The following is a 23,135-nucleotide window of genomic DNA, read 5'->3' as shown; positions in this document are numbered from 1 at the left end:
GCGACCCGCAAAAGTCTTTGACATTTTTCAGGCGTTCGCGCACTTAGGAAGAGATGGTTCCCGACTCCGAACTCCGGACCGGGATTAAAAGGGAACACGGTGCGACGAGCCCGAAAGGCTGCAAATCCGTGACTGCCCCCGCAACTGTGAGCGGTGAGCAAACCTGAAAGCGCCACTGGGGAAACCCCGGGAAGGATCAGGCAAGCAATGACCCGCAAGTCAGGAGACCTGCCATTTCACCTTAAACCTTAACCCGGGCGGGGTGCCCCGGAGGAGTGAGTGACATGGCCAATCGGCACCTGCCGGCAAAGTTGCACATTCGGTTCCTGACTGCCCCGCGAAATCGCGGAGGGCGATATGAACCGGAAATTTTCTGCTGAATTCTCAAGACTTGCCAACCTCCTGACCGAGGCTGATCCGCTGGCGACGCGCGCAGCACGCGCGATGGTTCCCGATGGGCTGCAAAAATCTGTTGTCAGCAAGAACATGGGTAATGTAATAACATTACATGATGATTGTGCCAAACGTACCCGATCCGGCCGTGCCCAGTGCAACGAGGAAAGCAATGCCTTTGCTTTTCCGCAGCCTCCTGTCGGTCCACTGGCAGAAGCCGTGGAGGCGCGTCATGAGCAATGATCCGCACAAGATATTTGTCTGCACGACCTGTCGTCACAATGGGCAGACTTGCCATCCCGGATATGGACTGATCTGCAAGTTGAAGAGCGCAATGGCACAGGCAGTGCCTGTCGTTGGAGACGAATTCGAAATCAGTGGAACAGCCGACATGGAGAGCTGTTCGAGACCTTGCACGCTGGCATTCAAGGCCACCGACAAGGCGATCTACCTCTTTGGGGACATTGAGGACGATACGGACATCGACGACCTGGTCGACTACGCCAATCGGTATCGCCAGATTGAAAATGGATGCGAGGTGACCGAGGAAAGCCACGGCAAGCGCTGGAGCGCATCGCAAGGCCGGCTTCCGGCAGCGATGATCGTTTCGGAAGCTGACGGGACGGCGTTCTCATGACGGGGGTCGATCTGTTTGTCCGGGAGGTCAGCTGGAAGACGGGGCAGGGCAAAACCATTCTGCATCCGCTCAGCTTCGATCTGCCGGCCGGTGAGGTTCTTGGAATTGCCGGCGCAAATGGTGCCGGCAAATCCACCCTGTTGCGGCTGCTCTATCGCTTCCTGAAACCGAAAACGGGCGAAATCCTTCTGGATGGCACGGATCTCTGGCTCATCAGTGCCAGGGAGGCTGCCAAAACGATCGCCGCCGTGCTTCAGGAGCAGCCGACCGACTTTGCCTTGACCGTGCGCGAGATCGTCACACTCGGCCGGCGTCCCCATGCAACCGGTATTGCCGGCGCAGGCAAGCGGGACGCCGAGATCGTCGATGACTGTCTCGGGAAAATGGATCTTCTGTCCTATGCAAAAAGAGCCTTCGGAACATTGTCCGGGGGGGAAAGGCAACGGGTGATGGTGGCCCGGGCGCTGGCGCAAGAACCAAGGCTTCTGGTGCTGGATGAGCCGACCAACCATCTGGACATCCGTCATCAGCTCGAGATCGTCGAGCTGATTGCCGATCTGGACATTACCATTGTCACCAGCCTGCACGACCTCAACCTGGCAAGCCGTGTCTGTGACAAGGTCTTGCTGTTGCATGAGGGCCGACTGGTTGCCCAGGGAATGCCGGAGACGGTGCTGACCCCCGGCAACATTGAGCAAGCCTATTCGGTACAGGTCCGACTGGAGCAACTGTCTGCCAGCCGCGAGCGCTACCTGACCTTCCATCTTTGAATTTCTGGAGACTTAAAATGAAAAAAATTGCCCTGGGCCTCGCGCTCGCCTTTCTGTCTGTACCGGCAATTGCGCAAACGACCGTGGAAAGCTGCAACCGCACGGTGACCTTCGACACGCCGCCCAAAGCAGCCGTTTCGAATGACGTCAACCTGACCGAGATGATGCTGGTACTTGGCCTGCGCGACCGCATGGTTGGATATACCGGCATTTCAGGCTGGAAGACGCTGGACGCGGAGATGCGTGAGGGCGTTGCCGAACTTCCCGAACTCGCGTCGAAATATCCGAGCAAGGAAGTGCTGATCGGGGCCGATGCCGATTTCTTCTTCGCCGGTTGGAACTACGGCATGAAGGTGGGCGGTGAAGTGACGCCTGAAACGCTGGAGCCGTTCGGCATCAAGGTCTACGAGCTGACCGAATCCTGCATTCATATCGGCGACAAGCCGAAGGCGTCTCTGCAGGATCTCTATAACGACCTCCTCAACCTCGGAAAGATCTTCGGTGTTGAAGACACAGCTCACGATCTTGTTGCGGCCTACAAGCTGGAGCTGGACCGGATCGCGGCAACGGTGCCTGCTGGTGAAGAGCCGCTGCGGGTCTTTGTCTATGACAGCGGCGAGGACAAGCCGTTCACCGCCGGACGATATGCCATGCCGACAGCGCTTATCGAGGCAGCCGGCGGCGTCAACGTGATGGACGATTTTGAAAAGAGCTGGGCGACCGTCGACTGGGAAACCGTGGTGGAAAAAGACCCGGACATGGTCGTGATCGTCAACTACGGCGAAGTGACGGCTGACCAGAAACGCGACTTCATGAAACACAATCCCGCCCTGGCCAATATTGCAGCCGTCAAGAACGACCGTTTTGTCGTGCTGGACTATGTCGAGGCAACCCCGGGGCCGCGGAACCTCAAGGCCATCGGAAAGCTCACCGAAGCGTTCTGGGGAGAGTGAGCCTTGCAGAAGATGCTTCGAACTGCCGTTGCAGGCAGAAACGATAGACCGGCATGAGCCTGCTCACGGCCAAAAGCGCTGGCCTGCGCCGGTTGCGGGGGAATGGGGTATTGCTTCTGGCCGGCGCGCTGGTGCTGGCTATTTCCATTGTAGCCGCCATCGGTGCAGGTGCGGTGCCGATCCCGGGTAGCACTGTCTTCAAGGTCCTCGTCAACGGCGTGGTGCCCGGCTATTTCGACGTGGACTGGTCCAAGGGCCGGGAGGCTATCGTCTGGGAGATCCGGTTTCCGCGGGCGCTGCTGGCAGGGTTTGTCGGTGCTGGTCTGGCCGTTGTCGGCGCCGCCCTGCAGTCCGTCACGCGCAATCCCCTGGCCGATCCGCATCTGCTCGGCATTTCGTCCGGTGCAGCGGCTGGCGCCATTCTTGCGCTGTTGCATACTGGTCTATTCTTGGGACTGATGACCGTTCCGCTGATGGCATTCGCCGGTGCGTTGGCGGCAACTTTTCTGGTGCTCGGGGTGACGCGGTTTGCATCTGCAACCAGTGCCGACCGGCTGGTGCTGGCCGGTGTGGCCGTGTCCTTTATCATCATGGCGATCGCCAATATCCTGATTTTCCTGGGAGATCCGAGGGCAACGCATACGGTTGTCTTCTGGATGCTGGGCGGTCTCGGTCTTGCCCAATGGGCTCAGCTGCCGTTTCCGCTTGGCATTCTGCTGCTGGTGGCGCCGTATTTTCTGCTGCGGTCTGCCGATCTCAATGCGATGACCATCGGCGATGAAACCGCGTCGACGCTCGGCATTCCGGTTGCCCGTTTCCGTCTCACGGTATTTGTGCTGGGTGCTCTGATCACCGGTGTGATGGTAGCCTTTTCAGGCATCATCGGCTTTGTCGGGCTGATGGTGCCGCATATTGCCCGCTTCCTAGTAGGGGGCAATTATAGCCGGGTTCTGCCGGCATCGATGATGCTTGGCGCAATCTTTCTGATCTGGGCGGACATCATCGCACGAACGCTCCTGTCCCCGGAGGATATGCCTATCGGCATTGTCACCGGGCTGATTGGCGGCATTTTCTTCGTGCTCCTCCTGCGCTCCCGCACGGGTCAGGCACACTAGAACCTCGCATGGACCGCTTCCGGCCGTTCAACCGGGCCAGGTTGAACGGTCGCTGGTCAGAGCGCGGCTCAAGGTTCGTTGTGGCAGATCTCGACGGTTTCCATCAGGCAGCATTCGTATAGTGTTGCTTTATCGAGACCAAAACGGACCCACATGGACAAACTTCCCACCAATCTTGCGGAATTCACCCACATCCGGATCATCATCGGCATGGTGATCGGGTTGGGTGTTGCGCGGCTGCTCAATGGCCTCGCGCGGTATGTTCAGCATCCCCAACGCGAAGAGATCTACAGCGTGCACCTTGGGTGGTCGTTGTTCATGCTTTTGTCCGTCGTTCACTTCTGGTGGTTCGAATTCGCACTTGGCCGCATTCAGGTCTGGACGTTCGAAAGCTATCTGTTCGTCATCGCCTTTGCCGCACTCTACTTTTTTATTACCGCCGTGCTTTATCCGGACAAGATGGGCGAATACGCCAGCTACAAGGATTATTTTCACGCCAGGCAGACCTGGATCTACGGCTTGCTTGCCCTGATGTTCGTGCTCGACATCGTGGACTCGCGGCTGAAGGGGATCGATTATTTCAACGATCTTGGAACCGCGTATCTGGTGCGTCAGATCGTGATGATCGTGCTGGTGCTGGCCGCGACGAGGATCCGCAAGTCCGCTTATCACATCGGTCTCGTCAGCGTTGTCCTGCTGTCGCAGATCTGGTTGATCACCAGCAACTTCAGCGTTCTGAAGTAACTGGCGTCCTCTGGCCGTTCATCGGAACCACAGTCTCAAGCCGCTGCGCCCGTCGGCCTCATCTTGCCGCGCATGAAGATGAAGATCATCACCGCCATGTTGAGGAAGTTCCAGGCGATACCGTTCAGGAACGCGGCCTGGTAGGAGCCTGTGAGGTCGTAGATCCAGCCGGACAGCCAGCCCCCGAGGGCCATGCCGAGAATTGTCGCCATGATCACCAGGCCGACACGCTGTCCAGCTTCGCGGGCCGGCAGGTATTCTCGCACGATCACGGCATAGCTGGGTACGATGCCGCCCTGCGACAAACCGAAGATGAGGGACACGAGGTAGAGCGAAGCCAGGCCGTTGAAGGGAATGAACAGGAACAGCGCCGCGCATTGCAGCACGGAACCGATCAGCAGGGTCATGACACCGCCGATCTTGTCGGCAATATATCCGGATGCCAACCGGCTGATGACACCGGCACCGGTCATCAGTGCGATCATGTCCGCTCCGGGGGCAACGCCATAACCCAGATCGACGCAATAGGCGACGATGTGAACCTGTGGCATCGACATGGCGACGCAGCATGCAAGACCCGCGACCACGAGAAGAGCCTGCAGGACGGCAGGCGGCAGGCCGGTGTCCTGGCGACCGAAACGGGCCGTGGCCGTACCGGTGCTCAAGGACGTGTCGGGTGGAGGCCGGCGCAGCAAAAGGGCCAGTGGCACCATGGCGACAAGGCAGATGACGCCGATGAGGATATAGGTCTGGCGCCAGTCGGACGTCGCAAGGCTCCACTGGATCAGCGATGGCCAGAGCACACCGGCAAGATAGTTTCCGCAGGCGGCGCAGGCGACGGCAAAACCGCGCCGTTTCAGGAACCAGTGTGAGATATCGGCGATCAGCGGGCCGAATGTGGCCGCGGTGCCCAGACCGATCAGCAGACCCTGCGCCAGAGAGAAGCTCCAGACATCCGGCGCAAAGGCGGCCAGAACGAAGCCGGCACCGAGTGATAGAGCAGAGCCTATGACGGGTATGACAATGCCGTAGCGGTCGACGACGCGGCCAAGCAGGTAGTTGCCCGCGGCAAACCCGAACATCGTCGCGGTGTAGGGTAGGGACGCTCCGGCACGATCAATCCCGAAATCCGTCTGGACGGCGGGCAGAACGATGACAACCGCCCACATGCCGGCACCACCAAGGGTGCTCAGCAAAATCGAAATCGCCAACCGGAACCAGGCGTAAGGCCCGTCCTGGACGTATGGATCGGATGCGTTGGCAAGGGACATGATCGGGTACCGGGAAAGTGCAGAACCATCTGCCTAACAGGTTCGCCGATGGGGAACCAACAAATATCCTTGAACCAACCGACCACAAATTCAAATGATTGCACGAAGGCGAAAGGGCCGCCTTCGTGCAGGAGCAGACGTTTAGCGGACGTCAGGCGTTCGCTTTCAGGCTTTCGGAGATGAAATCACTCAACGAGCGGGTCGGATGACCGATCAGGTCCTCCAAGGCCGTGGAAGTCGTGAAGAGCTCGCCTTGAGACGCGCCTCTGTCGGAATCAGCGAGGACATTTGCAAAGCCTTCCGGCAGACCTGCCTGGACCAGGATGCCGGCATAGGTTGCTTCTGGCAGGTTGTTGAACGGTATCTCACGGCCGGACTGGCTGGAGAGCTCTGCTGCCAGGTCGGCAAGACTGAACGCAGGTGATCCGCCAAGTTCCAGTGCTCGCGTGCTCAGGTCGTTGCCGGCAACGGTGCGGGCTGCGGCTTCTGCGTAATCTTCGCGTCCAGCAGCGGAAAACTTGCCGTCACCGCTAGCGACCGCAACGGCACCATGGGCAAGGGCCGCCGCTACAGTGCCGCCGAAATTCTCGATGTACCAGCCGTTGCGCAGCACGGCATGGGCAATGCCGCTTTCGCGCAGCATCCGTTCCGTTTCGGCATGTTCCACACCCAGCTGGAGGCTGGACTGCGGAACGTTGAGAAGGCTGGTGTAGACGATGAAACGGACGCCGGCTGCCTTGGCTGCATCGATGACGGCCTTGTGCTGCGGTGCGCGCTTGCCGACCTCCGATCCGGAGATCAGCAGAAGACGCTCAACACCTTCCAACGCAGCCGGCAGGGTGGCGCTATCATCGTAATCAGCCTTCACCACCGAAACCTGGTCCGTGGCAAGATCGCCCGCTTTTTCCGGTGAGCGGACAAGCGCGCGAACTGGCTCGGCGGTGAGGCCGGCAAGATGTTTGAGGACAAGACGGCCCAGCTGACCATTGGCACCCGTGACTGCGATCATTGTGTTTCTCCTTGAAGGTTGATCGTTCGAAAATACATCGGATGCTGCCCATGTAGACGGATCACTTACTTTTTGTTAGTACGTACAAAAAGGTTAGTTTTGAGATTTATCGGATCTCGGACAAAAAACTGGAAAACAGGATGAGTGATACGGCAGAAATAACCCCCAAGTGCGTGCTGAACAGCGGCGCGCCCTTGTCCGAATTGATGCAGCAGGGGGAACTGCTCAACCAGAACTGTCCATCACGCGAAATCCTGCGGCATCTCACGAGCCGTTGGGGCGTGTTGGTGCTGATTGCGCTTCTGGAAAAAGATCAGCGGTTTTCAGAACTTCGCCGCACCGTGGGCGGCGTCAGTGAAAAGATGCTGGCGCAAACGCTGCAGACATTGGAGGCCGACGGGTTCGTCAACCGGTATTCCCACCCGGTGGTGCCACCGCATGTCGATTACAGCCTGTCCCCGATCGGCCGGGAAGCTGCAGAGAAAGTGCGAGAATTCGCTGACTGGATCGAGGTCAATATTGCCAGGATCCTGTCCGCCAAGTCCGGCCATGAGGAGGCCGTGGCAGCGGAATAACGATTTGAGGCGTTTTTCCGGCCCTTGATGGGGAGATGAAACGTCAGTGGGTATAGCGGTCGACGATCTGCCAGTATCTCGGATCGCGCCACACCCTGGAGACGGCAGCTGACAGCCGGCCTCTGATCTGCGGATCGAGATCCTTGTTGGCCGCCAGCCACTGGATGCCGTGGGTAACCGGAGCGCCGATGACGAGACTTCCCGGGTCGTATCCCTGCTGGCGGAACATGTAGCTCGCCCGAACAGACATGGTGTACCAGGCATCGATCCTGCCGGTCTTGAGCATGACGCTCATCTGTTCGGCTGATGGTATTTCCTCAACGTTGCGAACACCGAACCGCTGGAGGATCTGGCTGCGCTGGCTGCCGAGATGCACCCCGATGACCTTGCCGCTCTCAATAGCCTTTTCAAAGGTATCCAACGGCTGGTCGAGCGTTACGAATGCGCTTTCCGTATAAAGCAGGGGTGCGATGTACTGGAATTTCTCACTGCGGTTTCTGGAATAGGCAGCAGTAAAGAGAAGTGAACCGGGCGTGTTTTCAGCCAGCAGCTGCGCGCGCCTCCAGGGGGCGAAGCGGATCTTGATATCCAGGCCGGCCTCTTCTGCAACGAGCTCCATGAGCTCGACTGCAATGCCCTTCTCCTGCTCATTGATGGAGAGAGGAGGCAGATATCCGGTGAATGCGACCAGCTCTTCTGCGGCGGCTGGTGAAGACAGGACCGGTTGGCCGGCAAGTCCCAAGCCGAGGCCGAAAACCAGTGCGCGCACGCAGGTGCAAGCAAAACTCCGTAGTACAGACAAGTCCCACCCCGATGTTCTTGAAGTTTGTGATGCTATTATTATCAGGGGTGTGTAACTGAAATCTAAAACTGGAAACTATTCTTGAAACGGGCTTTTTAATGCATGCATTAGATCTGCCCGCCCCGAAGCTGTAGCCGAGGCGGGCAGATGAACGGTCTATTCTGACTTGGCGGGTGGCCGGCCGCCGTGAACGAAATTCATTGCATGGCCATTGAGGCAATAACGCAAGCCTGTCGGCGGTGGCCCGTCCGGGAAGACGTGACCCAAATGTGCGTCGCAACTGCTGCAACGGATTTCGGTTCGGATCATGCCATGGGACTGGTCTTCAAGTTCCCGGATCGCATCCGGGTCGACTGCCTCGAAAAAGCTGGGCCAGCCGCAGCCGGAATCGAATTTTGTATCCGACATGAACAGCGGCGTTTCACAGCACACGCAATCGTAACGGCCGATGAGCTTGTTGTCCCAGTAGGGACCGGTGAAAGGGCGCTCGGTGCCGGATTGACGGGTCACATAGAACTGCTCGGGTGTAAGCTGCTCCATCCATTCGGCGGTGGTCTTCCTGATGGGGGGAGATGCTTTTTCGTGGCGGGTGGTTTCGTCGCTCATTCGGCATTCCTTATCTGATGTTTTTCCCAGAAATAGGGGCGTGCACAGGTTGCTGCAAGCCGGAGCAGATAACGGTTTCGTCAATCGTCACCTGCGGAGCCAGGCCGTGTTTTATCCGTTCATGGATAGGAAGGTGCTCTTGATTGTCGCCGTGAAAGGTCCGAGGTTAGCGAGCCAGGTGGCTTAAGGACGTCTTCACCCGGTTACCGCCTTCCTGTCTCGCCTGAAAAACGCAGTTTTCGGCAGCGGCGAGGAGAAATTCCGAGCTTTCCGAGACCCCCGTCTGTTCCACGACCGCGCAAGCCGCACCGACGGAGGCCGTCATGACGCCATTGCCGGCGGTATTTTCCGGGTTGGGAATGCCAAGGTCCTGAATGGCTACGTGCAGGTACGCGCTGATAGTCTCGGCGCCCATTTCGTGAGTTCTTGGAAGGAGGAGAGAAAATTCCGCCGTTGCCGTTCGTGCGGCGATATCTGCCGGACGGCGCGCGGTCTCCTTCAGGGTATCGGCTACCCTGGTCAGGCAATCCTCGGCAGCGCTCGGTCCGAACCGCTCCACCAGAGCTTCGAAACGGTCGAGAGACACCTTGATCAGACTGGTGTGGGTCTTTTCACGCAAGGCGATTGCCCATTCCCGTTTCAGGCCATCCTCGAAGGCACGGCGGTTGAGAAGTCCGGTGAGCGGATCCGTCTGGGTTGCCGCATCCAGCAGGCTTTCCAGCTCCTTGCGTTTGGAAATGCTGCGGAAATAGACCGCGAATGCGTAAGGCTTGCCGGCGGCATCTTCCAGAAGATGCGTGGTTACCTCCGCCCAGACCATCGGGCCGAAGGCGGAACGGAGCTGAAGATCTGCATGGGGAAGGGGGGCGTCGGCATCACCGCTGCCGGAAAGGATCCGGTGCAGAAGATCTGCATCGGTGTTCGGGCTGGCCAGATAGACCAGGTCGCTCAGGTGATCGACCAGTTTGTCCGCACTCCATCCGAACATGCGCTCGGTTGCGGGAGAGATGAAAGCGGGCGTGCCGTCCAGACCGATCAGAACAATGGCTTCATTGCCAAGTTTGACGAGCGTTTCAAAGTCGATGTTGGACGGGCGGAGCAGATCCGTTCCCGAAGGCCTATCCCTATTGCTACCCAACACCATCTTCTGTGCCTCGCTCGAATTCCGTGGCAACGCATTCCCGAATTGAAACTGAACGGTATTCACGCTTTGAAATCAAGTGGCAAGCTGCCTTTCTTGGGTGCAGACGGAGGTGGTTTGACCCGAGTGTGAATGTTGTCGGGTGTATTGCGGGCGCGGATACCTCAAGTTTCGGCCGTGATACGTTTTCAGCACAGAATAAATCTGTGAGATCCCCACTTGTCAGTCCTGCCCCTGACAAAAGCGCTCATGTGACGCGGGTGAATTTACCGAAAATCGACAGACATACGCTTGAACACGTAAATTCAACTGCCTAAGACATGTCATAACCCATCGGGACCGTTATTATCCGGCGGATCGGGGCTGATTCGAGCAGGCCCGTTTCCGTCGTTTCTTTAAAAACCGTGACGAAAGATCAGCATGACGCCAGCCTTGATCGACGACACCACTCTCTATGCCGTCCTCGCGCCCTTTGCTGCGGCTGTGGTTGCGCCTTTTCTGACCCGCTGGTTCAAGCACAATGCGGCCTGGCTGCTTGCTATCGTGCCGGCCTTGATCTTCCTGCATTTCACAGGGTTCGTCGAACCCGTGTCAAAAGGGGAAAGCTTCGTTGCGGCAAAGGCCTGGGCGCCCAGCTATGGTGTGAACTTTTCCGTCTATGTCGACGGATTGTCGACGTTGTTCGCCTTGCTGATTTCAGGCATCGGAACCTTCATCATTCTGTATGCCGGCGGCTATCTCAAAGGCCACCCGCAACAGGGCCGGTTCTTCTCGTTCCTGTTGATGTTCATGGGGTCGATGCTCGGCCTCGTGCTCGGCAACAACCTGATTTCACTGTTTATCTTCTGGGAACTGACGTCGATCACGTCCTTCCTGCTGATCGGCTTCGATCACCTGCGCGCCGCGTCCCGCCGGGCCGCGCTGCAGGCGCTCGTGGTCACGGGCGGCGGCGGTCTGGCCCTGCTGGCCGGTTTCATCCTGATTATCTCCGCCACGGGCGAAATCGAGATGTCGGTGCTGCTGGCCTCGCCGGACATCATCAAGGATACCACGCTCTACGTGCCGATCTTCCTGCTGGTTCTGGGCGGCGCCTTCACCAAGTCGGCGCAGTTTCCGTTCCATTTCTGGCTTCCCAACGCCATGGAAGCACCGACACCTGTTTCCGCCTATCTGCATTCGGCAACCATGGTGAAGGCCGGCGTCTATCTGTTGATGCGCATGCATCCGCTGCTGGGTGGAACAGAACTCTGGACAACGGTCCTGCCGCTGTTCGGTGGCATAACACTGCTGGTGGGCACGATCCTGGCGGTGCGCCAGACCGACCTGAAGCTGATGCTTGCCTACACGACCGTGGCATCGCTCGGGCTTCTTGTCATGTTGACCGGGACCAGCCAGGAAAAGGCGCTCGAAGGCGCTGTCCTCTATCTTCTCGCGCACTCCCTGTTCAAGGGCGCGCTCTTCATGGTCGCCGGCACGATCGATCACGAAGCCGGTACGCGTGACATCACGAAACTGGGCGGCTTGCGTTCGGCCATGCCGATCACGTTTGCAGCTGCCTGTCTTGCGGCACTTTCCATGGCCGGCCTGCCGCCTTTCATTGGCTTCATTGCCAAGGAAGTACTTTATTACGGCACCTGGGGCTGGCTGGAACTCGGTCTGCCCATCACCATCACTGCTGTCATCGGCAATGCCTTGATGCTGGTGATTGCCGCCGCGGTTGCCATCAAGCCCTTCCTTGGTCCGAAAGTGGAAACGCCGAAACATGCGCACGAGGGACCTGTTCTGCTGTTCGCCGGTCCGGTGTTCCTGTCTGTGACCGGCCTCGGGCTGGCCCTGATTGCGCATACGACTGGTGAACTGTTCATCGGGCCGACCCTGTCTTCACTTCTCGGCAAGACGACGCAAATCGAACTTCATCTGTTGCCGACGTCGATCAACGCGCCGCTGCTGTTGTCGCTGGTCACCATCGGTCTCGGGATTGCTCTGTTCACTCAGATCGACCGCCTGCGTGGGCTGATCGGCTCTGTCCTGACAACGATCGGTTGGGGACCGGACAAGGGATTCGACCAGTTCGTGGCCGGTATTGTCGGATTGTCCTGGCGGATCACCCGCCTGCTGCAGTCCGGCAAGATGCAGACCTACATGATGCTGACCTTCATCTTCACGGGCGCTGCGGTGTTGTTGCCGGGCTTCCTGACGGACAGCCTGCCGGCAATGCCGAAGATGCCCGACTATCGCTTCTATGAATGGGGCATCCTGCTGATCGCCTTCTTCGGGTTGATCGCCGTACTTGTCGCCAACACCCGCCTGACAGCCATCGTGTCACTCGGCATCCAGGGCTTTGCAGTCGCCTTGATCTTCATGATGTTCGGCGCGCCGGATCTGTCCTTCACCCAGTTCATGGTGGAGACGCTGTCGGTCGTCATCCTTGCTCTGGTCATGACCAGACTGAACCTGTCGCCCAGTGACCACCGGCATGGTCTTGCCGCGATTGTCACCGGGATCGTCGCGATCGGTGTCGGTCTCGGCCTGACGCTGACACTGCTTGCAATCACGCAGCAGCCCTTCGACAGCCGGTTGTCCGACTTCTTCGCCCAGTTCAGCCGCTCCATTGCCCATGGCCGGAATATCGTCAACGTGATCATCGTCGACTTCCGCGGCTTTGATACGCTGGGTGAAATCGCCGTGGTGGTTCTGGCCGGGCTTTGTGTTCTGGCGCTCATCCGGGTGCGGACGAAGCCTGAAAAACCGATCGAGAAACCGAAGACGGTCGCACCGCCCACACCGGCCCAGACTGGGGAGGCTCACTGATGCGTACGATCATCTTCCGCACCATTGCGCCCTATCTGTCCGCGCTGATGGTCCTGTTTTCGATCTTTGTGCTGCTGCGCGGCCACAACGAGCCGGGTGGTGGATTTATCGGCGGCCTGATTGCCGCATCGGCGTTGGCGATTTTTGGTATCGCCTGCGGTGTTGCTTCCGTTCGCCGCGCCATCGTGTTCCACCCGATGGGGGTTTCCGGTTTCGGACTGTTCCTGGCGGCTGTGGCAGGCATCCCGTCGATATTCAAGGCGCAGGCCTTCATGACCAGCCAGTGGCTGGAGGTACATGTTTTCGGCGTGGAGATCGCCTTGTCGACGCCGTTGTTCTTCGACATTGGCGTTTACCTGGTGGTGGTGGGTGCCATCGGCTCCATTGCATTGGCGCTTGAAGAAAGGGAGGCCGACTGATGGAAACCGGCGTTGTCATCCTGATTGGCCTGTTCTTCACCGTGGCCGTCTACCTGATGCTGTCCAAGCAGCTTGTGCGCATTCTTCTGGGTATCGCCATTCTGGGCAATGCCGTGAACATGCTCATCTTCACCAACGGGCGCCTGACGCGCGAGGTTCCGCCGCTCATTCCGGAACATCTCTATGCTCCGGAAACCGCGACAGCCAATCCGCTGCCGCAGGCGCTGGTGCTGACGGCAATCGTCATTTCCTTCTCGTTCTTTGCGTTCCTGCTGGTGCTGGCCTTCCGGGCCTACCAGGAACTTGGCACCGATGAAGTCAACGAAATGCGCATCGCCGAACCCGAACACGACCAAACTCCGCCGCAAGGGTACTAAGCTACATGGCCGGTTCTTCCGTTTCCGTCGATCTTTCCCAGGCCATGGTCACTACGCCCGTTGCGGCGGGTGACTGGCTGGTGGTCGCGCCTTCGCTGATCACAATCCTGGGCGGTGCGTTGTGCCTTATGCTGCGCAAGAACACCGATCTGCAGCCGAAAGTCGGCATAGGTTTCCTGGCACTGCTGGTGCTGGCTAACCTTGCCCTGCTGATCCGGGTGCTCGATCATGGTGTCATTACCATGGTGATGGGCAGCTGGCTGCCGCCGTTCGGCATTGCCTTCACAGTGGATACGCTTGGTGTCACGCTGTCACTGATCGGCTCAATCGTGGCCTTCTGTGCGGGTGTTTTCGGCGCTGCCACCGTTGACAGCACAGGACGCAGATATGGTTTTTATCCATTCCTGCTACTGCTGATGACAGGCGTTTGCGGCGCGTTCCTGACCGGGGATGTGTTCAACCTCTATGTCTGGTTCGAAGTTCTGCTGATTTCGTCCTACGGGCTTCTGGTCCTCGGTAACGACAGGATCCAGCTTGACGGCGCGGTCAAATACGGTGTCCTGAACCTGATCGGCACGAACCTTTTCCTGATCGCGACAGGTCTGCTTTACGGAATTTTCGGCACGCTCAACATGGCAGACCTTGCCATGAAGGTTGCCGCCCTGGAAAATCCGGCTTCCGGCACACTGGCAACGGTTGCCGCGCTCTATTTCCTCGCCTTTGCCATGAAAGCGGCCGCGTTCCCGGTCAATTTCTGGCTGCCTGCGTCCTACCACACGCCCAATGTGGTGGTGTCGGCGGTATTTGCAGGCCTTCTGACCAAGGTCGGCGTTTATGCGCTGATCCGCATCTTTGTTCTGATCCTGCCGGCCTCCCGCGGCTATATGGCCGATGTGATCGCGCTGGTTGCCATCGCCACCCTGCTGACAGGGGCGATCGGAGCTCTGGCGCAGAGTGAAGTACGGCGGCTGCTCGGCTATGTGGTCATTGCCGGTATTGGGTCGATGCTCGCCGGTGTTGCCGTTGGTTCGACGCTGGCAGTCTCGGGTGCCATTTTCTACGCGGTCCATTCGATCATCGTCATGACGGCGCTTTATATGGCAGCGGGCATCATGAACATGATGGGTGGTTCTTACGACCTGAGGCAGCTGGGTGGGCTCTATCAAAAGAGTGCGGTGTTCGCAGCCGTATTCCTGGTACTTGGTTTTGCCGTTTCGGGTCTGCCACCATTCTCCGGTTTCTGGCCCAAGGTCATTCTTGTGGATGCGGCCTTCGCAGACGGCCGGACCTGGCTGGGTGCTGCCATTCTTGTCAGCGGGTTCCTGACGACCATGGCGATGGGCCGGGTCTGGATCTTCGCCTTCTGGCGTGGTGGACCTGAAGGCACTACTGACGGGCAGGCAGTTGCCGTGACGGGCGAGGGCGGCGCGCAACTTTCTGGAGCCGCAGTCTGGTTGCCACTCGGCATTCTGACTGCGCTTGTTGTCTATTTCGGCCTGCAGCCGGAATGGATGCTGGAGCTTTCAACGCGAGGGGCAAGCGGCATTGTTGAACCGCTCGGCTACCTGCGTTCAGTCTTTGGGGGCCAGGGATGACCAGTCTCTTTCTCATCAACATTCTTCTGATGCTGGCTTGGGGAGCTGTCACGGGCAGCTTCTCTGAAGTCAATCTGGCCTTCGGTTTCGTGCTCAGTTTCGGCGCGCTTTACCTGATCCGGGAACAGGTCGGTACTGCCGCCTATTTCCAGCGGGTCTCCAAGGGCTTCGGTCTGGCTGTGCTCTTCGTCTATGAACTGGTGCTGTCGGCCTGGCGGGTTGCGATCATCGTGCTCAAGCCGAAGATCAAGTTGCAGCCGGGCATCATCGCGTTTCCGCTGACAGTGGACAGGGATTTTGAAATCACGATGCTGGCCAATCTGATCACCCTGACGCCGGGCACATTGTCCGTTGATGTCTCCGACGACCGGAAGACGCTTTATGTGCACTGTATCGACGTGCCTGACCCGCAAGCCACGATCGACGACATCAAGAACGGTTTTGAACGCAAGATCCTGGAGGTGTTCAGATGACACCGTTTGAGACCTTTTCTTCCGGTTTCCTCGAAATCAGCGTCAAGATCGCGCTGGCTCTGTTGACGATTTCCTTCATCATCATCGTCGTGCGGACGGTCAAGGGACCGAGCCTTCCGGACCGTGTTGTCGCCCTGGACATGCTGGTCGCGGTGGGGATCGGCTTTATCGCGGCCATCGGCGTTTCCACCGGCTTTTATCTTTACATCGACATTGCGATTACGCTCGGCCTCGTCGGCTTCCTGGCAACCGTCGCTTTCGCACGCTTCGTCCTGAACCGCGGCCTTGCCGGCGACAAGACGATCATGGACGAAGTCGAAGAGAGCATTAAGCGCAGGGAGGCGGGACAATGAATGCTGCCGTTGAAATCATCACCGGTATCATGCTGGTCGTCGGTGCTTCCTTCGCACTGGTCGCATCGATCGGCATCATCCGTCTGAAAGATGTTTACATGCGAATGCATGCGGCCTCCAAGGCGGGTACTCTGGGGTCGGGCGTGATGTTGCTTGCGCTGGCAGTTCATGCTGGCGATCTGGCCGTTGTCACACGGGCAATCGCCGGAGTCGTATTCTTCCTGCTCACCGCCCCAATTTCGGCTCATTTGTTGGCAAAAGCTGCATACGCAGCCGGCTACCGTCCCTGTGCCGATACCAAGGAAGATGCCCTTGCAAAAACTGTCCGGCCGAAAAGCTGAGGCATGGTGTGCGGCAATGGTCCTGAAAGACAGATTTCCTGACAATACTATCGGTTCATTGTCGAAATAGGTGCGTTAGGTATAGCCAATATTTGTACAATTTGATTTTTATTGCTTCTGATCGATTTTTATTTGAATTACGGGGTTGTCGTTCAACGAAAGCGGCGATATAAGGCTGTGACGATTGCCTGCAAAGTAGAATCGTTTTTGATTTCTGGGCCCGCAAGTAACTGAATTTCTAGTTCCGCTTTCGGCAGACATTTTTTGCAGGTAAACCACAAAGCTAATTTTGAAATCAGTAGAGAACGGGTGAAATATGACTGACAGTCCGGTGGATGCGAATCTGATTGATCTTACGGCAGACATCGTCTCAGCCTATGTGAGCAACAACACCGTTGCGTCAACAGATCTGCCAGGCCTGATCAACGAAGTTTACGGCGCGCTGCAAAGAACTGCCAGCACTTCCACCGAGCCGGAGCCGGAGCCGCTGAAGCCCGCTGTGCCGGTGAAGAAGTCGGTCATGCCGGACTACATCATCTGCCTGGAAGACGGCAAGAAGTTCAAGTCGCTGAAGCGCCACCTGCGCACGCACTACAACATGACCCCGGAAGAGTACCGCGAGAAGTGGGACCTGGGTGCCGATTACCCGATGGTTGCACCGAACTATGCGGCTGCCCGTTCGGAACTGGCCAAGAAGATGGGCCTCGGCCAGCAGCGCAAGCGCTCCAAGTAAATCCTTCGGCCCAGGTCGAAGTACAAAAGAGCTGCCCATGGGCAGCTCTTTTTTTGTTTTGTGATGGAGATCTTCAGCTGATTGCGGATGGCGCTCGGTGTGAGCGCAACTGAAGCACTTGCCGAAAGAACAGAGTGATCAAATTGAAGGGCTCTCAGGCTGCTGCCAGAGCTCCTTGCGCGTCGCTGCGGATCCGTCCGACCATCGATTTGAGACCGTTGGAGCGCTGCGGTGTCAGGTGCTCCTGCAGACCCAGTTTGGCAAAAATACCTTCGACATCGGTGTCAAGAATGTCCTGCGCGGTCTTGCCGCTGAACAACGAGGTGACGATGGCCACGAGCCCTTGCACGATAAGCGCATCGCTGTCCCCCCGGAAGGTGAGCACAGGTGTGCCGTCGCCTGTCTTGTCTATAGAGGTGATCAGCCAGACCTGCGACACACAACCGCGCACCTTGTTGGCATCGGTCTTTTCGGCGTCGGCAAGATCAGGCATCTCCTTGCCAAGGTCGATGAGGTATTTGTAGCGATCTTCCCAGTCGTCGAGAAAATCAAACGTCTCAAGGATTTCGCTCAAGGTTGTGGTCATGGCACCGGTCTTTGAAGGTCTTGTCCGCCTTCATATAACTCGTGAGCGGCAAAGTGCAAATGCCGGCAGGTGCGAGAGAGGGGGGGAGAATAAAGATACGCCGCAGATGAAATGGGCAGCTTTCCATCTGCGGCGCAGCGGAACAATCCGCTGAAGTGAAGCCGTCTTTGCGTTGCTGCCGTGCAGCAGCGCTCCAGCGGGGGCGCAATCGGCCGTTTTCAGATCCAGGAGGTCGTAGGATCTTGAACGACCAGTGTGCTCAGGTCTTTTGGCCTGAGCGTGGTTTGGGCCGTGGCACCGGCCCAAGCACTGCCTCTTTGGAAGAGACGTTATCGAAGACCGGCTGCCAAGATGGTGTGCCGGCGAAAACCTGGGGTTCCTGGCCTGAAGGCTGGCCGGACGTCGTGCCAGCACTCGGTACGGGCGTCGAGCCGGTCACCAGCTGTTCGCTTCCCGATTTCTCGGCAATCTGCGTGTCGAGAAACTCATAGACAATCCGAGCGCCGTCGCGTGCGCGGCTGCCGATTGCCGTCAGTGCATCGCCTCCCGTTTCGCAGGCCTGCGGATTGCGTCCGCAAAAGCCGCCGATGTCCGACATCGTTGCCTGTGCCGCCAGGAAGGCCGACACTGGATCGATGTTTTCCGTCGAAGTGTCTTCCTGATCTGACCCGAGGGGAATCAGGACGAGCACCAAGGTGAGCCAAAAGGCCGTCCTCAAGAGAAAGAACATGTCGCTACCCATAGTCTGTTCTGTCTTGCGTGCCTTTGTGCCGTTGGCACGCTTGTTATGAGGGCACATTACCAGCGACATGAGAATCCCCGGTTGAGCGGGAAAAGCCAATTTTCATAAAATAAATCAGGTATTTAAATCGTATTTTCTGAAATATTGATTCAAATTTTAGCTAATTCCGGTCAAGATATTGAGGCCAATGGGTTTTTCGGAAAAAAACGCGATTTGGATTCATCCTTTATCGTTCCTTAAGTGCTGCAACCGACAATGGCCGTACAAAAGGTGCGAGCGGATGTTTCCGCGATTGTTGTGTGGTAGAGTAGATTGCGTAACCTTCTGAAAAACATGCAAAATATCTGGGGGCATTGGGTGGCTCGCGTGGATGGAATGATTCATCCCGAAGCTGCTTCCGATCCTTTTCTTGCACCGTTGCATCGTTCGTTTCTGCTCAGCTGTTTCGTCAGCGGCGCTGCGGCTCTGGTGGTACTGCCACTGCATCTGGCGCTGGCCGGGCCGCCTCAGGCAGCCACTCTTCTCGCGCTCGCCTGGATGCTGAGCCAATGGCCTCTGGCGCTTTATCTGTCCCAGTCGGGGGCGCTGTCCAAGGCTGCCGGTCTTTCTGCTTCCCTGTTCGCGGTGTTTGTTGCCGGCGTCTGCGCGGTTACCGGTGGTGCGCTGTCCTTTGCGCTGGCTTGGTTGCTGGTGCCGCCGATGGAGGCTGCGCTCGCAGCAAGCCGGCGGACGGCACTCGCCGTGACGGGGCTTTGCGGTGCCCTGGTCCTTGCCCTGATGTTTCTTCCGCTGCCTGTCCTTCCGGCTTCCGGATTTCCAGGGCTGGCGACGCCGTTTGCGACCCTGGCGGCTCTGCTTTATGTCGGTTTGCTGTCGCTCCGGATCGCGCTTGACCGGTCTCTTGCGCAAAAAGTTGTGAGGGCAACGGAGGAAAGACGCCTCCAGATCAGTCAGAGTGTCTCCGACATCTATTGTGAACTCGGGCCTGACGGTGGCCTCAAGGTCATTGGTGGTCCGGTGAAGGATGTGCTCGGGCACCTGCCGGTCGAAAGCGGGGAGGACTGGCTGTTTCCGCGCCTTCACGTTGCAGACCGGCCGCTTTATCTGACCTGTCTTTCCGAAGCCCGTTTGAGTGGCGCCACAAGAACCTTCGAGGCACGTTTGAGGGTTGGCGCAAATCGTCCGGGAGAAGCAGGGCAGGCCGACTACCGGCGTCTGGAAGTACAACTGCGTGCCAGCCGGCAGAACAGCCCGTCATCTGCAAACGGTGCGGCACTTCTGCTGACGCTTCGTCCTCTTGAACCCATCGAGCCGTCGGCAGGCAAGACCGCGGGATCCGCCACAGACGGAAGCGCACGCGCGGACCGAATTTCGCGGGACATGCTTGAAACGGCGGGCGTTGAGGCTTCGCAGGCGCTGTCGGACATTCTGGCGCAATCCGAACGTCTCGAGCGCCTGGGGCGTGATTCCTCCGATCCTGTGCTCAAGTTGGCGGTACAGTCCCTGCGGCAAACCGGCGAACGGGGCCTGGCCTCGCTCACTGCGGCTCTGGATCTGGTTCCGGCCGACAGATCTCCCGGCGAACCGGAGATTACCGGTGTTGATGTCGAAGCCTGTCTGGTTCAATGCATGGACATGGTCGCAAGAGTGGCCGTGCGTCGCGGTGTTGCTCTGGAAATGGAGCCCGGCCAGGACAGTCCGCTGGTTGCTGCCGACAGAAAATTGCTGCGGCAGGCGCTGTGTTTCCTGCTGGTGGATATGGTGGAAACTTCCGAGGCTGGCGCCGTGGTGAGCGTTGGTGTCGATCTCGGTACAGGCAACACCGACTATGTGTTTTCGGTGAAGAACCGCCAGTCCAGCCTTTGCTGGAGTGCCGAGGCCGCGGCAACCGTGCTGGGCGTTTCCAGGGCCCTTCTGGAGCGCATGGGCGGCAGCCTGACTGTTCAGACCATTCTGGGGCAGGGGGAAAGCGTGACTGTGACCCTGCCGCTTCGGACGCAAGCGCAGCAGAGCGCCGGTCGGACCGGCGAGGTGCTCCGTGTCGAGCAATTGGCAAGATCGGCATAGGCGCAATGGCAAGAGCAAAGAAAACGACAAAGCAGACCAAGGCGCAGCAAACAAAGTCGTCGGAATCCCTGATGGCGAAAGCCGGTCATATGGCGCTCGACAATCCTGTCGCAGCGGGTGGTACTGTGGTGATGGGGCTGACGGCATGCCTGATCGTGGCCAATGCGGTCGGCCTGCAGCCTGGCCGGCATCCCGCGCCGCTGTTCACGACACGAGATCGACCGGATACCATGCAGCTGCCGGAACCGGATGGCAGAAGTCCCGGGCTTCAGGTGCAGGAGATCTCCACCCTTGTGCTCGACCTGCAGATTTCCCTGCGCAAGATCGGCCTGTACGAAGGGCCACTGGACGGACTGAACGGCCCGGCGACCGAGCGTGCCATCCGTGGTTTTGAACGTCACGCCGGACAGATCGAGACCGGAGAGGCAACGGAAGCGCTGCTTGCTCTGGTGCTGATGCAGGGAGAAAGCCCCGTAACGTCCGTGAATGGTCCCGTGCCTCGTCCGAAGCCCGGGTTCTCGGGTACGACAAGACAAGACAGCGCTGAAGTCCTTGATGCCGGTGCCGACGACAGTGCCGATGCCGGTGTAGAGTCCGATCCGAAGTTGATGAAGATCCAACAGGCATTGTCAGAACTCGGCTATGGTCCACTGAAGGCGGACGGCGTGATGGGAGCCAACACCACCGCTGCCATCCGGCGGTTTGAATTTGACAGGGGCCTGCCGTTGACGGGGGAACCCGGCACCAAGGTCATCGAGCGCCTGGAAATGGTCAGTGGCCGGTCGCTGTCCGGCTAGATTGCCGGACGGCGAGTTGCCGCGTAAGCGCAGCTGTCGTAGAGCAGGGCCTTCCTTCTCCATCTTCGGGAGTGCCGGCGGGTTCGGCAGAGGCGGTCAGCATGCGGGTTACATCTGAGTTTTTCGTCAGTGCATTGGTCCGACGCGTATTCGGCGAGGGCGGCTTTGCAGCTGTTTCCAGGAAAGGGGCTCCCGAAGCCGGTGCGGTCTTTATCTGTGTGGACCGTCTTGACGGTAGCTTCGACTTCTATGGCCCGGCGCCGCAAGCCATGTTCAGCAGTCTGCCGCAGGGGCGCTTGTTCGAAAGTGTCTTCGAACGGGCGGACAGGGAAACGATAGACGCGCGGCTGGCAAGCGAAGCGCGAATGGATCCGGACTATTGGCTGGTGGACATCGAAGCACGCGATGGCAGGATTGACCTGCCCTTGGTGCAGGATGAGCCGAAGCCCGACACAAACCTCTTCCGCTTTTAGTGCAGATTTAATTATGGGCGTTCAGCCCTCCCGCAACACAGTGCTTGAGCGGGTATTCTCAGGAACGGTTCGACTTGCGAGTGGTTTCGGCTTGAGCGAAACCAAACTTCTGTCCGTCCGTTGTCGCCGCATCGCGGCGCGAACCTTCCTGATATTGCGAGTCAAGCTGTGCAGATACGGGCTGAGTGACCTGGTCATGCAGGATCCACTGTCCGACCAGCACCTCGGCAGCGCCCTGGCTGAGCGTGCGATGGAGGCGCAGCAGGCCGCGCAGTCTTTCCAGTGACAGGTTTTCACCCAGCATGCGGATCATCACGGTCGTGACTTCGGATGCCGACATACCAAGCGCTTTCAATGCAACGGTCAGACCTTCGGCCTGATCGTCATGCATCAGCAGATCGCAAGTGGTCTGTGGCAGTCCGAGCCCCTGGCCCAGGAGATCCGCAAAACGGGACCGCTGCTGGAAAAGGGCTTCGCTCACCAGTGCGTCCCGCAATTTGAGGCGCGCGGTGTCCGTGCGCCTGTCAGTTGCGGAACCAGGGGTTTGTGCCTGTTTGACCAGGCTGGTCATCTCCGCCGCGGCGATAGCTTTCGATTTGAGCGGAGCTGGTAAATGCAGGAATTGTCCCATAAGTCCATCCGGGTTTAATGCGTCCTGACCTGCCAATTCTAAACCAAGAGTGGCAACGATGTCACTACGACAACTGAGTTTTGCCTGATGAGCTTGTGTCAGGGTGACGTCTTCCCGGTCGAGAAGGATACGGATTACAGGGGCTCCGGCGTGTTCGCACAATGTCGTGATCACCGATTCGCGCAAGGATGGCCGGTTGGCGACCGCTTTGCGGAGGGAATCCGGACCAGCCTCCGCAACCTTCAAAAGGAGATCCACAGAAAGCCTCGGACTGTAACGAAGGGCCGGATAGGCCGTCAGTTCGTCTTCGTCGGATGCGAGCTGCGTCAGGAGGTCGTCGGGAATTTCCGGATGCGCAGCCAGCAGATTTGCGATCCGGCGCCTGTCCGGCAGTGAGGTTTTAGGCAGGAAGTTTGACGCCAACTCCAGAAAAATGCGTTTTTCTTCAACATCATGCCGAGTGCGTCCGGCAAACAGCTCACTTGCGGCCAGAAGGACACCACGATCATCGCCCTTTGTGGACGCGGATTTGTCCGGAGAAGCGGAATTCGGCAAAGACTGACTGAAATGTTGGGTTTGGCGCATGACACCCGTCTACAAAATACGAAAGACCGGACCACCGGAGGAACTTGCTTCGTTCAAATTGCAGGAAAAGCGTTAGCATGCTGTTAACCCTGACAGCTTCTTAATGAAGAGCAGGAAGTAATGCGTCGCCCGTTTG

The 23,135-nt window shown here is 58.3% G+C and carries 26 protein-coding genes and 1 riboswitch; of the genes, 18 read left to right on the top strand and 8 right to left on the bottom strand.

All coding sequences use genetic code 11. The features are described from left to right. Positions 1-37: 37 nt before the first annotated feature. Positions 38-251: riboswitch (cobalamin riboswitch) on the top strand. A gap of 106 nt (positions 252-357) precedes the next feature. From HCG46_RS00575 to HCG46_RS00550, 6 genes are all read left to right on the top strand, one after another. Further along, positions 358-636 carry a hypothetical protein gene (locus HCG46_RS00575; RefSeq protein ID WP_168684062.1) on the top strand — a complete coding sequence of 93 codons (279 nt, stop codon included), beginning with the start codon at positions 358-360 and terminating at the stop codon, positions 634-636. Continuing rightward, positions 566-1,030, top strand: coding sequence for a DUF1636 family protein (locus tag HCG46_RS00570; protein ID WP_353621802.1), 465 nt, complete (start codon positions 566-568; stop codon positions 1,028-1,030). The genes HCG46_RS00575 and HCG46_RS00570 overlap by 71 nt, the downstream gene beginning before the upstream one ends. Next, the gene (locus tag HCG46_RS00565) at positions 1,027-1,800 is read left to right on the top strand and encodes an ABC transporter ATP-binding protein (RefSeq protein WP_168684060.1); all 774 of its coding nucleotides are present in this window, start codon (positions 1,027-1,029) and stop codon (positions 1,798-1,800) included. The genes HCG46_RS00570 and HCG46_RS00565 overlap by 4 nt, the downstream gene beginning before the upstream one ends. 17 nt (positions 1,801-1,817) lie before the next feature. Continuing rightward, on the top strand, positions 1,818-2,753 hold the full coding sequence (locus HCG46_RS00560) for an ABC transporter substrate-binding protein (protein ID WP_168684058.1): 936 nt from the start codon (positions 1,818-1,820) through the stop codon (positions 2,751-2,753). Positions 2,754-2,806: 53 nt separating this feature from the next. After that, the gene (locus HCG46_RS00555) at positions 2,807-3,868 is read left to right on the top strand and encodes an iron ABC transporter permease (protein ID WP_168684056.1); all 1,062 of its coding nucleotides are present in this window, start codon (positions 2,807-2,809) and stop codon (positions 3,866-3,868) included. Positions 3,869-4,021: 153 nt separating this feature from the next. Then, the gene (locus tag HCG46_RS00550; RefSeq protein ID WP_023000998.1) at positions 4,022-4,612 is read left to right on the top strand and encodes a hypothetical protein; all 591 of its coding nucleotides are present in this window, start codon (positions 4,022-4,024) and stop codon (positions 4,610-4,612) included. 35 nt (positions 4,613-4,647) lie between these two features. On the opposite strand, the gene HCG46_RS00545 is transcribed toward HCG46_RS00550, so the two are convergent. Beyond that, a complete protein-coding gene (locus HCG46_RS00545) occupies positions 4,648-5,883 on the bottom strand; it encodes an MFS transporter (RefSeq protein WP_168684054.1) in 1,236 nt (411 codons plus the stop codon). A 151-nt stretch (positions 5,884-6,034) separates the two neighbouring features. Continuing rightward, a complete protein-coding gene (locus HCG46_RS00540; RefSeq protein WP_168684052.1) occupies positions 6,035-6,892 on the bottom strand; it encodes an SDR family oxidoreductase in 858 nt (285 codons plus the stop codon). Between the two features lie 140 nt (positions 6,893-7,032). Between HCG46_RS00540 and HCG46_RS00535 the strand changes: the two genes are divergently transcribed. Further along, positions 7,033-7,467, top strand: coding sequence for a helix-turn-helix domain-containing protein (locus HCG46_RS00535; RefSeq protein ID WP_023001001.1), 435 nt, complete (start codon positions 7,033-7,035; stop codon positions 7,465-7,467). Between the two features lie 43 nt (positions 7,468-7,510). On the opposite strand, the gene HCG46_RS00530 is transcribed toward HCG46_RS00535, so the two are convergent. The 3 genes from HCG46_RS00530 to HCG46_RS00520 form a co-directional block, all read right to left on the bottom strand. Beyond that, complete coding sequence (locus HCG46_RS00530; protein ID WP_208984195.1) at positions 7,511-8,269, bottom strand: transporter substrate-binding domain-containing protein; 759 nt, start codon at positions 8,267-8,269, stop codon at positions 7,511-7,513. A 156-nt stretch (positions 8,270-8,425) separates the two neighbouring features. Beyond that, complete coding sequence (gene msrB / locus HCG46_RS00525; RefSeq protein ID WP_062488456.1) at positions 8,426-8,875, bottom strand: peptide-methionine (R)-S-oxide reductase MsrB; 450 nt, start codon at positions 8,873-8,875, stop codon at positions 8,426-8,428. 166 nt (positions 8,876-9,041) lie between these two features. Next, a complete protein-coding gene (locus HCG46_RS00520) occupies positions 9,042-10,019 on the bottom strand; it encodes a diguanylate cyclase (RefSeq protein WP_023001004.1) in 978 nt (325 codons plus the stop codon). Positions 10,020-10,436: 417 nt separating this feature from the next. Here HCG46_RS00520 and HCG46_RS00515 point away from each other — a divergent pair, with 417 nt between their 5' ends. From HCG46_RS00515 to HCG46_RS00480, 8 genes are all read left to right on the top strand, one after another. Beyond that, positions 10,437-12,827: a putative monovalent cation/H+ antiporter subunit A gene (locus HCG46_RS00515; protein WP_168684050.1), complete on the top strand. Its 2,391-nt coding sequence runs from the start codon at positions 10,437-10,439 to the stop codon at positions 12,825-12,827. After that, the gene (locus tag HCG46_RS00510; RefSeq protein WP_023001006.1) at positions 12,827-13,246 is read left to right on the top strand and encodes a Na(+)/H(+) antiporter subunit B; all 420 of its coding nucleotides are present in this window, start codon (positions 12,827-12,829) and stop codon (positions 13,244-13,246) included. The genes HCG46_RS00515 and HCG46_RS00510 overlap by 1 nt, the downstream gene beginning before the upstream one ends. Beyond that, positions 13,246-13,623, top strand: a complete 378-nt coding sequence (locus tag HCG46_RS00505) for a Na+/H+ antiporter subunit C (RefSeq protein ID WP_023001007.1) — start codon at positions 13,246-13,248, stop codon at positions 13,621-13,623. The genes HCG46_RS00510 and HCG46_RS00505 overlap by 1 nt, the downstream gene beginning before the upstream one ends. A 5-nt stretch (positions 13,624-13,628) precedes the next feature. After that, positions 13,629-15,218 (top strand): Na+/H+ antiporter subunit D, encoded by a 1,590-nt coding sequence (locus tag HCG46_RS00500; protein ID WP_023001008.1) that lies wholly within the window; start codon positions 13,629-13,631, stop codon positions 15,216-15,218. After that, the gene (locus HCG46_RS00495) at positions 15,215-15,691 is read left to right on the top strand and encodes a Na+/H+ antiporter subunit E (protein WP_023001009.1); all 477 of its coding nucleotides are present in this window, start codon (positions 15,215-15,217) and stop codon (positions 15,689-15,691) included. Before HCG46_RS00500 ends, HCG46_RS00495 begins: the two co-directional genes overlap by 4 nt. Further along, entirely contained in the window at positions 15,688-16,044 is a 357-nt protein-coding gene (locus HCG46_RS00490; RefSeq protein ID WP_023001010.1) for a cation:proton antiporter, read from the top strand. The genes HCG46_RS00495 and HCG46_RS00490 overlap by 4 nt, the downstream gene beginning before the upstream one ends. Continuing rightward, positions 16,041-16,385, top strand: a complete 345-nt coding sequence (mnhG, locus tag HCG46_RS00485; RefSeq protein ID WP_023001011.1) for a monovalent cation/H(+) antiporter subunit G — start codon at positions 16,041-16,043, stop codon at positions 16,383-16,385. The genes HCG46_RS00490 and mnhG overlap by 4 nt, the downstream gene beginning before the upstream one ends. Before the next feature lie 316 nt (positions 16,386-16,701). Further along, positions 16,702-17,118: a MucR family transcriptional regulator gene (locus HCG46_RS00480; RefSeq protein ID WP_006939826.1), complete on the top strand. Its 417-nt coding sequence runs from the start codon at positions 16,702-16,704 to the stop codon at positions 17,116-17,118. A 154-nt stretch (positions 17,119-17,272) separates the two neighbouring features. On the opposite strand, the gene HCG46_RS00475 is transcribed toward HCG46_RS00480, so the two are convergent. Continuing rightward, on the bottom strand, positions 17,273-17,704 hold the full coding sequence (locus tag HCG46_RS00475) for a SufE family protein (protein ID WP_168684048.1): 432 nt from the start codon (positions 17,702-17,704) through the stop codon (positions 17,273-17,275). Between the two features lie 259 nt (positions 17,705-17,963). Beyond that, complete coding sequence (locus HCG46_RS00470; RefSeq protein WP_081713271.1) at positions 17,964-18,515, bottom strand: DUF5330 domain-containing protein; 552 nt, start codon at positions 18,513-18,515, stop codon at positions 17,964-17,966. Between the two features lie 297 nt (positions 18,516-18,812). Between HCG46_RS00470 and HCG46_RS00465 the strand changes: the two genes are divergently transcribed. The 3 genes from HCG46_RS00465 (at position 18,813) to HCG46_RS00455 (ending at position 21,783) form a co-directional block, all read left to right on the top strand. After that, positions 18,813-20,513, top strand: coding sequence for a HAMP domain-containing histidine kinase (locus HCG46_RS00465; protein WP_168684046.1), 1,701 nt, complete (start codon positions 18,813-18,815; stop codon positions 20,511-20,513). Between the two features lie 71 nt (positions 20,514-20,584). Further along, positions 20,585-21,310 carry a peptidoglycan-binding domain-containing protein gene (locus HCG46_RS00460; RefSeq protein WP_209009245.1) on the top strand — a complete coding sequence of 242 codons (726 nt, stop codon included), beginning with the start codon at positions 20,585-20,587 and terminating at the stop codon, positions 21,308-21,310. Between the two features lie 101 nt (positions 21,311-21,411). Further along, positions 21,412-21,783 (top strand): DUF1491 family protein, encoded by a 372-nt coding sequence (locus tag HCG46_RS00455; protein WP_031285039.1) that lies wholly within the window; start codon positions 21,412-21,414, stop codon positions 21,781-21,783. Between the two features lie 58 nt (positions 21,784-21,841). On the opposite strand, the gene HCG46_RS00450 is transcribed toward HCG46_RS00455, so the two are convergent. Beyond that, on the bottom strand, positions 21,842-22,999 hold the full coding sequence (locus HCG46_RS00450) for a DUF2336 domain-containing protein (protein WP_168684042.1): 1,158 nt from the start codon (positions 22,997-22,999) through the stop codon (positions 21,842-21,844). Positions 23,000-23,135: the final 136 nt, after the last annotated feature.

Source organism: Labrenzia sp. PO1, assembly GCF_012273635.1.
GTDB classification, from domain to species: Bacteria; Pseudomonadota; Alphaproteobacteria; order Rhizobiales; family Stappiaceae; genus Roseibium; species Roseibium algicola.
Note: the sequence above shows the minus strand (reverse complement) of the source record. Positions and strands in the feature narration are given on the sequence as shown.